General features: G+C 63.1%; 11 protein-coding genes. 4 read left to right on the forward strand and 7 right to left on the reverse strand.

Going from position 1 to position 12743, the window contains the following annotated elements; translation table 11 throughout:
- Positions 1–115 precede the first annotated feature (115 nt).
- The gene (locus tag HOP59_RS11050; RefSeq protein ID WP_010628531.1) at positions 116–931 is read left to right on the forward strand and encodes an amidohydrolase; all 816 of its coding nucleotides are present in this window, start codon (positions 116–118) and stop codon (positions 929–931) included.
- Positions 931–1632: a pseudouridine synthase gene (locus HOP59_RS11055; RefSeq protein ID WP_010628532.1), complete on the forward strand. Its 702-nt coding sequence runs from the start codon at positions 931–933 to the stop codon at positions 1630–1632. The genes HOP59_RS11050 and HOP59_RS11055 overlap by 1 nt, the downstream gene beginning before the upstream one ends.
- On the opposite strand, the gene HOP59_RS11060 is transcribed toward HOP59_RS11055, so the two are convergent.
- From HOP59_RS11060 to gloB, 7 genes are all read right to left on the reverse strand, one after another.
- Entirely contained in the window at positions 1633–3387 is a 1755-nt protein-coding gene (locus tag HOP59_RS11060) for a sensor domain-containing diguanylate cyclase (RefSeq protein WP_234254003.1), read from the reverse strand.
- A 132-nt stretch (positions 3388–3519) separates the two neighbouring features.
- Positions 3520–5112 carry an ABC transporter ATP-binding protein gene (locus HOP59_RS11065; protein WP_010628534.1) on the reverse strand — a complete coding sequence of 531 codons (1593 nt, stop codon included), beginning with the start codon at positions 5110–5112 and terminating at the stop codon, positions 3520–3522.
- Positions 5105–6190 carry an ABC transporter permease gene (locus HOP59_RS11070; protein ID WP_010628535.1) on the reverse strand — a complete coding sequence of 362 codons (1086 nt, stop codon included), beginning with the start codon at positions 6188–6190 and terminating at the stop codon, positions 5105–5107. The genes HOP59_RS11065 and HOP59_RS11070 overlap by 8 nt, the downstream gene beginning before the upstream one ends.
- Positions 6191–6194: 4 nt before the next feature.
- Positions 6195–7268 (reverse strand): microcin C ABC transporter permease YejB, encoded by a 1074-nt coding sequence (locus tag HOP59_RS11075; protein WP_010628536.1) that lies wholly within the window; start codon positions 7266–7268, stop codon positions 6195–6197.
- 44 nt (positions 7269–7312) lie between these two features.
- Positions 7313–9145 carry an extracellular solute-binding protein gene (locus tag HOP59_RS11080; protein WP_010628537.1) on the reverse strand — a complete coding sequence of 611 codons (1833 nt, stop codon included), beginning with the start codon at positions 9143–9145 and terminating at the stop codon, positions 7313–7315.
- A gap of 109 nt (positions 9146–9254) precedes the next feature.
- On the reverse strand, positions 9255–10421 hold the full coding sequence (locus tag HOP59_RS11085) for a transglycosylase SLT domain-containing protein (RefSeq protein ID WP_010628538.1): 1167 nt from the start codon (positions 10419–10421) through the stop codon (positions 9255–9257).
- Positions 10422–10515: 94 nt separating this feature from the next.
- The gene (gene gloB / locus HOP59_RS11090) at positions 10516–11283 is read right to left on the reverse strand and encodes a hydroxyacylglutathione hydrolase (RefSeq protein WP_010628539.1); all 768 of its coding nucleotides are present in this window, start codon (positions 11281–11283) and stop codon (positions 10516–10518) included.
- 184 nt (positions 11284–11467) lie between these two features.
- On the opposite strand from gloB, the gene HOP59_RS11095 reads away from it, so the two are divergent.
- On the forward strand, positions 11468–12253 hold the full coding sequence (locus HOP59_RS11095) for a class I SAM-dependent methyltransferase (RefSeq protein ID WP_010628540.1): 786 nt from the start codon (positions 11468–11470) through the stop codon (positions 12251–12253).
- Positions 12246–12743: a ribonuclease HI gene (gene rnhA / locus HOP59_RS11100; protein ID WP_010628541.1), complete on the forward strand. Its 498-nt coding sequence runs from the start codon at positions 12246–12248 to the stop codon at positions 12741–12743. The genes HOP59_RS11095 and rnhA overlap by 8 nt, the downstream gene beginning before the upstream one ends.

The following is a 12743-nucleotide window of genomic DNA, read 5'->3' on the forward strand; positions in this document are numbered from 1 at the left end:
CATGCTCTTATGCAGCCGCATGCGAAACGGCATCCGGGCTGACGCACGGCGACGCCTGGGGTAGGCTGAAAGCAAGTAACCATTCTTGGGCAAGACACACAGCAAGGGAACCAACATGAGCGATTTGCGTACCACCCTGGTGCAGTGCGACCTGCGCTGGGAGGACCCCGATGCAAACTGCCGCCTGCTCGACGAACTGCTGGGTGAACTCGGCGGCGAAGAGACCGATCTCATCGTGCTGCCGGAGATGTTCTCGACCGGTTTCACCATGAACTCCCGGGAAATGGCCGAATCCATGGCCGAAAGTCGCGCCGTGGCTTGGTTGAGCGAGCAGGCCCGCAAGCGCAACTGCGTCGTCACCGGCAGCGTGGCGATCGTCGAGGACGGCCAGTACTACAACCGCCTGGTTTGGGCACGGCCGGACGGCAGTCTTGTCACCTACGACAAACGGCATCTGTTCCGCATGGCCGGCGAGCATGAGCGGTACTCCATGGGGCACGACAGGGTCATCGTCACGCTCAAGGGGTTTCGCATCCTGCTCAGCGTCTGCTACGACCTGCGCTTCCCGGTGTGGCTGCGTCAGAGCCCCGAGCCCGGCGAGCATTTCGAATACGATGCGCTGCTGTGCGTGGCCAACTGGCCGGCGCCACGGCGGCACCCGTGGCGAATCCTGCTGCAGGCCCGCGCCATCGAGAATCTGTGTCCGGTCATCGGGGTCAACCGGGTCGGCGAGGATGCCAACGGCATGCAGTACGCCGGCGACTCGATGCTGGTGGACTTCAAGGGCGAGGCGCTCATCGATGAGCCTCACGGCACCACCTTCATCAAGACCGCCACGCTCTCGCATGCCGATCTCGAGGCCTTCCGCGAGAAGTTTCCCGCCTGGCGCGATGCCGACCACTTCACGCTGGCCGATGGGGTCGGGTTCTGATGCGTCTGGATCGATTTCTCGCGGAAACTACCGAGCTGACTCGAAGCCTGGCCAAGAAGGCGCTGCACCGTGGTGAAGTCACCCTGAACGGCGCCGTGGTAAAGCAGGCCGCGACGAAGGTGGGCGAGGATGACAGGGTGGAGTGGGACGGCAAGCCCCTTGCGCTGGTTGGATTGCGCTATGTGATGTTGCACAAGCCCACCGACGTGGAGTGCAGCGCGCGGCGCGGGCTCTATCCACGCGCTGTGGATCTGATCGAGCTGCCCAAGGCCGAACGACTGCAGACGGTAGGGCGACTCGACGTCGACACGACCGGACTCGTGCTGCTGACGGACGATGGTCAGTGGGCGCATCGTGTCACATCGCCGCGACGGCGCTGCGCCAAGGTGTATCGTGCCACCCTGGCCGAACCGCTGGTGGGGGATGGGCTAAAGGTAGCCATCGCGCGCTTCGAGGAAGGTCTTCTGCTCGATGGGGAGGAGAAGCCGACACTACCGGCGGATCTCGTCATGCGCAGCGACCATGAAGCCGAGCTGACGCTGTACGAAGGGCGCTACCATCAGGTCAAGCGCATGTTCGCTGCCATCGGGAATCACGTCACCGCACTGCACCGGGAGAGCGTTGGGGCGCTGACGTTGGGCTCGCTAGGCCAGGGAGAGTGGCGCGAACTGACTGCTGACGAAGTGGAATCCTTCGACTGATCAAGTGATGGCGGATGCATACGTCTCGCAGCGATCGCGTCCGCTGCGTTTGGCATGATAGAGGGCCGTATCAGCCAGTTGGAGCAGGGCGCAGGGATCGTCGGTATGGGTCGGATAGCTGGCGATCCCGCAGGACAGTCCGACGCTGCCGAGAGCGCTGTCGCCATGCTCGAAACGGTGCCTGCGGACCGTATCGAGCAGGCGCTCGATGGCCTCTCTGGCCTGTCCTTCGGACGTCGAGGGCATGAGAATGACGAACTCCTCACCGCCAAGGCGGCAGACGACATCCGCCTCGCGGAAATGCTCACCGATCAGCCGTGCCGTGGTAATCAGCACGCAATCCCCGGCTTCATGACCGTGCAGGTCGTTGAAGAGCTTGAAATGGTCGATATCGAGCATGGCCAAGGTCAGGGGCGCGCCGCGTTTGGCAATGGCGGCCTCGCGGGCAAAGATCTCATTGAAGTAGCGGCGGTTCTTGAGCCCGGTCAGAGGGTCCTGGTAAGAGAAGATGCGGAAGCGTTCGACCAGTTGCTGCAGCTCCTTGGTGCGCTCCGCCACCTCCTTTTCCAGCCGTTGGTTGAGTACGACCAGTTCGCGCTGGGTACGGGCGTAGTGGCGCAGCGAAATGGCCACGATGACGAGGCTGAACAGGAGCGCACCCAGGCTGACCGGAATGCGCTGCCAGGCCAGCAGGCCATGAGCGACCGACATGTCCAGCAGGAGCAACAGGCCGAACACGCCGTAGGCGGCGATGATCAGGCGCTGCTCCCCATCAAGCCGCTTGAGACTGCCGATGAGCAGGGCGAACAGCAGCGGCAGGCTGATTGCCAGCAGGGCGTCGAACACAGGAAAGGTGCTGGACAGATTGACGATGCCAGCAAGGGCCAGGCCGATAGCCAGCAACCAGTAAGTCAGGTGGAATTGCCAAAGGTAGCGAATCCAGCGTTTGTGCCGCCCGGTAAACCAGGTTTCCAGTAGCAGCCCGATTCCCACCGGCAGGGCATAGTAGCCACCCGCAGCCATATAGTCCCACGCCAGCGGTTTGGCCAGCAGGAACTGGCTGGCCTGGGTTTCGGCCAGGATCATGATGCCGGAGGCGAAGGAGAACAGCGCAATGCCCAGGTAGTTTCGGCGTCGCTGCTGCACCAGGGCGAAGCCGGCGGCGAGCAGAGCAAGCAGCAGGCAGAAAGCGCTGACGGCCAGATCGGTCGCCGAGCGCTGGAGTATCATGGCGAACAGGTCGGGGCGATCCATCAGACGAACTTCGCCCCACAGGCCGATATCGGTGTAGTTGGAATAGATCCGGAAGGAAAGCTGGCGGCCGGCGAAATCTTCCGGAAGGCTGATCATGTGCCACGGCCAGCCCACGAACGGCCCCTCGCCGCGCTCGTCGAAGCTGCCATGCTGGTAGATCAATACGTCGTCCAGGAAGGCCTGGGCAATGAGATCGATGCTGTAGACGTACAGCACCGGATCGCGCCATTCGCCTGCCGGCAGGCTGATCCTGAACCAGGCGTGCCGTTGACCATCTCGTCCCGGCGGGTTGGAAGGGAAGTCGATGCTGTGCCAGGCGCCCTCCGATGAGGTTTCGACCAGCCACGCTGGCGTGCCGTCTGCCAGATAAGGTGAGTCTCCCCAGCGATACTCCCAGCCCTCGTCGAGATCCAGCGCCGATGCCGAGGCAATGGCTGGCCACAGAAGCAGCACCAGTGACAACGTTAGGCAGGGCCACAGTAGCGGGGCAAGGCGGCGCATGAGTGACGTTCCCGGTCAGTAGGATTCACATTATGTCACGGTGTGCGTTGAAATCGCGTGGTGATGTTCTAGCTGCTAGTTTTATACCGTTATCTTTTATGGTTTTCTTCCGTATACGAAAAGTCGGAAACATCAATCATAAGCAGACAAGCCCGCAGCCTTGACCAAGGCCCGAGTGTAAGCGCTGGTAGGTTCAGCCAACAGCGGCAGACATTCCCCCTGTTCCACCAGCTCACCGTCCTTGAGTACCAGAACGCGATGCGCCATGGCACGAACCACCGCGAGGTCGTGGCTGATGAACAAGAAGCTCAAACCACGCCGAGCCTGCAGGTCACGTAACAGCTCCACGAGCTGCTTCTGTACCGTGCGGTCGAGGGCCGACGTGGGCTCGTCGAGAACGACCAGCGCGGGTTCCAGAATCAGCGCCCTGGCCACGGCAATGCGCTGGCGTTGACCACCCGAGAACTCGTGGGGATAGCGCGCGGCACAATCACTCGGCAGCCCGACCTCCTTGATGGCGGCCGTCACCCGCGCGGCGACTTCCTCTTCGGAAAGCTCGGGATAATGGAAACGCAGCCCCTCGCTGATGATGTCCGAGACGGGCATGCGCGGCGACAGCGAGCCATAGGGGTCCTGAAACACGACCTGGATACGGCGGCGCCGCTTGCGCAGGGCATTGCCGGTCAGTCGGTCCAACCGTTCTCCATCGAGTTCGATCTCCCCGCGCGACTCCACCAGGCGCAGCAGGGCCATGGCCAACGTGGTCTTGCCGGAACCGGATTCGCCGACGATGCCCAAGGTTTCACCGGGGGCCAGGTGCAGGTCGATCGGCTTCACCGCCTCGAAAGCGGGCGGGCGCTTGGCGAACAAGCGCTTGGAGCGCTGAAAGCTGACCGAGACGCCACGCGCTTCGAGCAGGCGGGCCGTCGAGGTGACCGGGGCGGGGCGTCCCGTCGGCTCCGCATCCAGCAGGGTACGGGTGTAGGCGCTGCGGGGCGAGGAGAAGACGTCGTCGACCGGGCCGGTTTCCTGCTCCTGGCCGTTGTAGAGCACGCAGACGCGATCGGCATGGCGCCGCACCAGATTGAGGTCGTGGGTGATGAAGAGCATGCCCATGCCATGTCGCTCGCGCAGCTCGGCAAGCAGGGCGAGGATGTCCTGCTGCACGGTCACGTCGAGTGCCGTGGTAGGCTCGTCGGCAATCAGCAGTTCAGGATCGTTGGCGATGGCCATGGCGATCATCACGCGCTGACGCTGGCCGCCGGAGAGCTGGTGCGGCCAGGCGTCGAGCAGCTCATCGGGCCGCGGCAGCTTGACCTGCTCGAGCAACTTGCGGCTGCGCTCACGTGCCGCGCGGCCTGACAGCCCCTGATGCAAGCGCAGGGTCTCGCCGATCTGCTTGGCGATGGTGTGCAGCGGATTGAGCGAGGTCATCGGCTCCTGGAACACGAAGCCCACCCGTCTACCCAGCAGCGACTGCCATTGGCGCTTCTTCAACGCGGCAAGATCCGTCTCGCCCAGCCAGCGACCGCCGCTGACCTGGGCGTTGTCCGGCAGCAGGTTCATGGCACCGAGCGCTGAGACCGACTTGCCGGAGCCGGACTCGCCGACCAGTGCCAGGGTTTCACCACGATGAACCTCCAGCGAGAGCTCCTGGAGTACCGGCTTGTCGCCGAAGGCAATCGACAGCTTGTCGAGGCGAAGCAAGGGCTGCGAATCAGGCATTGGGCTGAGTCCTGGTCAACGGGGTGGCGCTGGGTGCGTGCTGAATATGGCGAGGATCGAAGGCATCTCGCAGCCCCTCGCCGATGAAAACCAGCAGCGAGAGCATCAGCGACAGACTGACGAAGGCGGTGATGCCCAGCCACGGAGCATGCAGATTGTTCTTGCCCTGGGCCACCAGTTCGCCCAGGGAGGGCGAGCCTGGCGGCAGGCCGAAGCCGAGGAAGTCGAGAGCCGTCAGGGTGGTGATAGCGCCGGTGAACAGGAACGGAATGAAGGTCAGCGTGGCGACCATGGCATTGGGCAGTACATGACGCCACATGATCAGCCTCGACGGCAGGCCCATCGCCTTGGCCGCGCGGACGTACTCCAGGTTGCGCGCGCGGAGGAATTCGGCGCGCACCACGTCCACCAGGCCGAGCCAGGAGAACAACAGCATGATACCCAGCAGCCACCAGAAGCCGGGCTGTACCAGGCTGGCCAGAATGATCAGCAGGAACAGCACCGGCAGCCCCGACCATATCTCTGTGAGCCGCTGGCCGATCAGGTCGGTCTTGCCGCCGAAGTAGCCCTGTATGCCGCCGATGATCACCCCCATCACCAGCGAGCCGGCGGTAAGCACCAAAGCGAAGAAGACCGACAGGCGAAAGCCGTAGATGACCCGGGCCAGCACATCGCGCCCCTGATCGTCGGTGCCCAGCCAGTGGCGGGCGTCGGGCGGCGATGGTGAAGGCCGCATCATCTGCATGTCCAGCGTCTGGTAGGAGAAAGGAATCAGCGGCCAGAGCGCCCAGCCGTTCTCCTCGATCTGCTGCTGGATGAACGGGTCGTGATAGTCCGCCCGGGTAGGCAGGAAACCACCGAACTCGGTTTCGGGATAGTCCACCAGCAGCGGCACGTACCACTGCCCGTCGTACTGCATGACGATGGGCTTGTCATTAGCGATCAGCTCCGCCGCCAGACTCACCACGAACAGGGCGAGGAAGATCCACAGCGAGATCCGGGCACGCCGGTTGCTGCGAAAGACATCGATACGACGGCGCGCAATGGGGGAGAGCTTGGAGGTGAAGGCAATGGGCATCGTCTCAGGACTCCCGGGTCTCGAAATCTATGCGCGGGTCCACCCAGACATAGGTGAGATCGGAGATCAGCTTCAGAATCAGACCGATCAGGGTATACAGGAACAGGGTGCCGAAGATTACCGGGTAGTCGCGCTGCATCACCGCCTCGAAACCGAGCAGGCCAAGCCCTTCGAGGGAGAAGATCACCTCGATCAGCAGCGATCCGGTGAAGAAGATCGTGACCAGCGCCCCGGGCAGGCCGGCGATGATGATCAGCATGGCATTGCGGAACACGTGGCCATACAGCGTACGCCGGTCACTGGCGCCCTTGGCTCGCGCCGTCAGCACGTATTGCTTGTGGATCTCGTCCAGGAAGCTGTTCTTGGTCAGCATGGTCAGGGTGGCGAAACTGCCGATGGTCATGGCCGTGACCGGCAGGGTGATGTGCCAGAAGTAATCCTTGATCTTGCCCCAGGTGGAGAGCTCCTCGAAGTCCGGCGAGGTCAATCCGCGCAGCGGAAACAGGTCCCAGTAGCTGCCTCCGGCGAACAGCACGATCAGCAGAATGGCGAACAGGAAGCCGGGAATGGCATAGCCGACGATCACCAGCCCCGAGGTCCAGACGTCGAAGCGTGAGCCGTGATGCAGCGCCTTGCGTATCCCCAGCGGGATCGAGATCAGATAAACCAGCAGCGTGGTCCACAGGCCCAGCGAGATCGACACCGGCAGGCGTTCGATCATCAACTCCACCACTGGCCTATCGCGGAAAAAACTGTTGCCGAAGTCGAAGGTGGCGTAGTCGCGCATCATGGTCAGGAAGCGGATGTGAGCCGGCTGGTCGAAGCCGAACTGCTGCTCGAGCTGCTCGATGAAGCGCGGATCGACGCCGCGAGCGCCGCGCGACTCATCCTGTACCACCACGTCGCCGCCGCCGGCATCCAGACGGGTACTGGCCATGGCGTCCATGCCCTCGAAGCGGGCCAGCATCTGGTCGATGGGCCCGCCCGGGGCGGCCTGCACGATGATGAAGTTGAGCAGCATGATGCCGATCAGGGTCGGGATCATCAGCAGCAGGCGGCGCAGGATGTAGCGACTCACGATAGATCATCCTCGTAGGAGCTTGGGTAGCAAACGGTGACTGCCTATCTGCGTCGCAGACGGCGGTTCAACTCGGCTTCGCGGGCGGTGTCCACCCACCAGGCCGAGAGGTCCAAGCCATACTTGGGAAACGGCTCCGGATAGCCGAACTTGTCCCATACCGCTATGCGGGTTTCGCCGGAATGGTACTGGGGAACGGTGATGAAACTCCACAGTAGTACCCGGTCCAGCGCACGCGTGGCGGTGTTGAGCTCCTCCCGGCTGTCGGCGCGAATGATGCGTTCCACCAGCTCGTCCACCGCCGGGCTCTCGAGCCCCATCAGGTTGCGGCTCTGGGGCGAGTGGGCGAACTCGCTGGTCCAGTATTCGCGCTGCTCGTTGCCGGGGTTGTTCGACTGCGGGAACTGGCCGACGACGATGTCGAAATCGAAGCTGCGCAGACGGTTGAGGAACTGGTTGATGTCCACGATGCGCAGCCGGCCCTGCACGCCAAGGCGCGACATGTTGCGCAGCATCGGCTGCACCACGCGCTCCATGCCGCTGTCGAACAGCATCACCTCGACGGTGAGAGGGCGTCCACGCTCATCGACCAATCTGCCGTCCCGTACCTCGTAGCCGGCTTCGAGCAGCAGATCGTAGGCAAGCCGCAGGCGTTCGCGAAGATCCTCGGGATGATCGATGGGTACCGGACTGTCGAATACACGCGCGGGGAGTTCATCGCGATGGGGTTCGAGCAGTTCGAGCTCCGCTTCGCTCGGCAAGCCCTCGGCGGCCATCTCGGAGTTCTGGAAATAGCTCTCGGTGGGGTGATAGGAGTCGTAGAACAGGTTGGCGTTGAGCCAGGGGAAGTCGAAGGTCAGGTTCAGCGCCTCACGAACGCGGGGATCCTGGAACTTGTCGCGGCGCAGGTTGAACACGAACGACTGCATGCGCGAAGGCTGACCGTCCGGCACGGTGATGCGCTTGACCAGGCCGTCGCGATAGGCGGGAAAATCGTAGCCGATGGCCCAGGTGGCCGCGCGGGCGTCGATGCGGTAGTCCATCACACCCGCCTTGAAGGCTTCCCAAGCGATGTCGCGATCGCGGTAGTAGTCGTAGATCAGGCGGTCGATGTTGTGCCGGCCGACGTTGACCGGCAGGTCGCGCCCCCAGTAGTCGTCGTCGCGCCGATAGACGATGCGCCGACCGGGCTCGACGCTGGCGATTCGGTACGGTCCTGAACCGGGATGGCGTGCCAGCGTCGGAGCGCTGAAGTCGCGTTCTTCCCAGTAGTGCTTGGGCAGGATTGGCAGTTGACCGACGATCAGCGGCAGTTCACGCGAGTGGTTGGTGGAGAACTCGAAGCGCACGATATGAGGATCCAGCGCCACGACCCGTTCGACGTCGGCGTAATAGCCGCGATAGAACGGATTGCCCTCCTCGATCAGCAGGTTGAAGCTGAACACCACGTCTTCGGCCGTTACCGGCTCGCCGTCGTGAAAGCGGGCCTCAGGGCGCAGGTCGAACTCGATCCAGTAGCGCTCCGGATCGAGCCGTATGCCTTCGGCCAGCAAGCCGTAGACGCTGAACGGCTCGTCGGCGTTCTCGGTGAGCAGCGTATCGTAGATCTGGCCGATGCCGATGGCCGGCGTGCCGCGGATGATGAAAGGGTTGGTCGAATCGAAGCTGCTGCCTACCGCCGCCTGCGTCATGGTGCCACCCTTGGGAGCATCGGGCTCCACATAGGGAAAGTGGCTGAAATCTTCGGGCAGGGCAGGCTCATCGTAGAGAGCCAGGCCGTGGACGGTAGGAACGGTATCGGCACCGGCCGCGAGCGGAGAGGCCCACCCGCCGATCAACAGGCAGCAGCACAGCGTGGAGCGCAAGACGAACCGCATCTAAGACATCCTTGGTAGGGGCTATCCCGGAAAATCGAGCATTACCGCCATAAGGTGTCAGGCCACCCGTCGCTTGTAAACCTCGGTTTGTGCTGCGTTGCTGCCTATTTTACCGTGCGGCCAGGCTGCGATGAGGAATCTCGAGCGTCTGGCCCACCTGAATGGTGTCGCCACGCAGGCCGTTATGCTGGCGTAGCTCGGCCACGCTGATGCTATGACGAGCCGCAATGGCAGAGAGACTGTCGCCTCGTTGCACCAGATATTGGCTGTCGCCAGCCGGCGCTGGTGCTGTTTGCGGTGCCGGAGCGCTCAGCTCGGCCAGTATCAGCTCTTCCTGTTCGACCGGCACCAGCACCACCTCGACCGTGGACGGGTTGGCGCTACCGTTGGTAAGGCCGGGATTGAGCGAGGTGAGTTCCGAGGCGGCAACGCCAGTCGCCCTGGCCAGTTGGGAAAGCTCGATGGGCCGATTGACCGGCACCTTGGCAAAGGCAGGCGCATCGTCGATCTCGGGCAGGGCGACACCATAGGCATCGGGATCTTCGATGATCGCTGCGATGGCGTTCAGCTTGGGCAGGTATTGCATGGTTTCGTTGGGCAACTGCAACTGCCAGTAATCACCGGCTTCGCCGCGAGCTTGAGCGCCATGCCGCGCGCGGTTGACCGTACCGGCGCCGGCGTTGTACGCCGCCAGCGAAAGCTCGATGTCGCCTTCATACCACTGCTCGGCCTGCAGCTCGATGTAGTCCAGCGCGGCGTGAGTGGCAGCAACCACATCGAGACGCCCATCGTAGCCGCCATGCCGGCGCAGCCCCAGGGCATCGGCGGTCCCGGGCATGAACTGCCAGAGCCCGGCTGCGCCCCGGTTGCTGCGGGCATGGGGGTCGTAGGAGCTTTCGACGAAGGGGATCAGGCTCACTTCGCCGGGCAGCCCGCGCAGTTCCACCTGCTCGGTGATCCAGGCCATCCAGGGGCGGGCGCGCTCGATGATCTCGACCACGTTGTGGGGGTTGGCGCGGTAATGCTCGATCCAGTGCTGCACCCGGGCGTCATGGCGACGATCCTGCCACGCCAGATTGTCGCGCAACCGCTCCCAGGCATCTCCCGGCATGGCCTCGAGATTCAGGTCGTCCCAGAAATGGTGAGTGGGCAAGGCAGGTGAGGCGCCCGGATGAGGTGATGCCAACAGCGCCGGGCTGGTCGCCGACAGCGCGCCAATCATGGCGATACCCCCGGCAAGTGCCAGCGTCCACTGCCTCGTCGTTCGATAAGTCATGCGTTCTCCTTCTGGGCATTCGTCGTCGCGTTGCCCATGGGATTCGTCGATTCTTGAAAAGCCGTGTCTTGAAAACGTGTCTTTAAAATCGATGTCAGAAACCGTCTTTCCAGGCACGCAGGGTCGCGAAGGTGCTCTGGTCGGTTTCGGTATTGCCATGCTGAGAAGCGGTGGCGCGTACGTCCGGGTCTGCACAGCGCAAGAAGGGATTGATGCGCTTCTCGCGTGCAATCTGGCTGGGCAGAGTGGGGCGGTCGTGCTCGCGGGCACGCCGAGTTTCCGCCAGGGCATCGGCAACGTCCCGGTTGTGCGGGTCCGCCGCCTGAGCAAATTTCAGGTTGGCCAGGGTGTACTCGTGAGCCGCGAAAACCAGAGTGTCGTCCGGCAGCGCGGCCAGGGTCTGTAGAGAGCGGTACATCTGCTCCGGGCTGCCTTCGAACAGCCGGCCGCAGCCCCCCGCAAACAGCGTGTCGCCGCAGAACAGCAGTGGGGGGATGCCAGCCGTGAAGAAGGCGATATGATCGAGGGTATGGCCGGGCACCTCGTGGACGTCGAAGCGACGTCCCATGACGCGGCAGGAGTCGCCTTGACCGACTCGCTGCGTCAGGCCCGAGATAGCCGGGTTGTCGGGGCCGATGACCTCGGGTGAATAGCGTTCGATGAGCTCCGGCAGGCCACCCGTGTGGTCGTGATGATGATGGGTGACGAGAATGGTGCCGAGGGCGAGGCCTTCCTGCTCCAGCGTCTGGATGACCGGCGCCGCATCGCCTGGATCCACGACACAGGCTTCCGGGCTCGTATCCTGGCGCAGTAGCCAGATATAGTTGTCGCTAAAAGCGGGAATCGGTGTCACGCTCAGCATAGGCGGTCTGTCCTTGTTGCGTCGTCAACCGAATTGTCAACCGAAATGAATGCAGCTCGCCGGTGTTTCCCATTGCGTCCGGCGTCACTTGGGGTCGCCAGCATGCGAAACATGGCGACGAAATAGCGGCCAATTAGCCAAAAATTGCCTGCAAAACCGGTGATCATGGAGGTAATGGTCGGAAATGTCAAATCCGCACGGAGCGGCCACCTTGGCTCAGCTGTATCGAGAGGGGCATCGCTACTGGTCCAGCGAGAACGGACAGGCGCATTGGCGTGCCGAACGGGCCTGCCTGGGTCCCGTATGTGAAAGCCTGCACGGCGGCCACAGTCTTGAACTGGGAATGGGGCCTTCGCTGACCGACATGTCACCCATCCGCCATAACATTCGCTGGGCTCCCACCGCCGAGCTCTCCGAGTCTGCGTCGAGCCTGGTCTGTCCGCTGGACGCGCTCCCTCTGCCGGATGAATGTCTGCATCTGGTCATCGTGCACCACTTGCTCGAACTCGTGGAAGAACCGCACCGGCTACTGCAGGAAGCAGCTCGGGTCACGGCGGACGATGGCTGTCTGATCGTACTGGGCTGGATGCCGCTGGGCATTACCGGCCTGGCACGGCTCTCGCCCAGGCGGCGTAACCGCTTGCCCTGGCGTGGTCACTGGAGAACCCCGGCAAAGCTCGGAGACTGGCTGGCGTTTGTCGACTTTCGCATCGAGCGGGTAGACTATTGCGGCTTTCATCTTCCTGGCAGCCTACCTAACAATGCCACGCTCGAAACTCTCGGGCGGCGGCATAACGTGCCGCTGGGCGATAGCTACATCATTCGTGCCAGACGCCGAGCGCGCCTCGTTCAGAGTCAGCGACCCAAGCTGCGCATTCAGAGCAGCCTGGGCGGCGGAGCCCTGGGTCATGCGACGCGTGTCGGAAGTACCGCGCCGGAACCAAGTAGAAGGACCACCGAAGTTGAGTGACAGTGAGCGCGATCAGCCCCTCCCCAGCGTGACGATACACACCGATGGTGCCTGCCGCGGTAACCCGGGCCCGGGGGGGTGGGGGGCCGTACTGGAAAGCGGCAGTCACGAGAAGACCCTCAATGGCTTCGAGGCGAACACCACCAACAATCGCATGGAGTTGATGGCCGCCATCATGGCGTTGCGCACGCTCAAGCGCCCCTGCGAGGTGGAGCTCTGGACCGACTCCGAATACCTGCGGCTCGGCATCACCGAATGGATCCACGGCTGGATGAAGCGCAATTGGAAGACGGCCAATCGTCAACCCGTCAAGAATGCGGAGCTTTGGCGCGAGCTGCTCGAGGAGACTCGGCGCCATCGGATTCATTGGCATTGGGTCAAGGGGCACAGCGGCCATCCCGGCAACGAGCGCGCCGATGCGCTGGCCAACGCCGCCATCGATGCCCACCGGACCAGCTCCAAGCCCACCATCACTCAACCTGAGTCCTAG

Source organism: Billgrantia aerodenitrificans, assembly GCF_021404405.1.
GTDB classification, from domain to species: Bacteria; Pseudomonadota; Gammaproteobacteria; order Pseudomonadales; family Halomonadaceae; genus Halomonas; species Halomonas aerodenitrificans.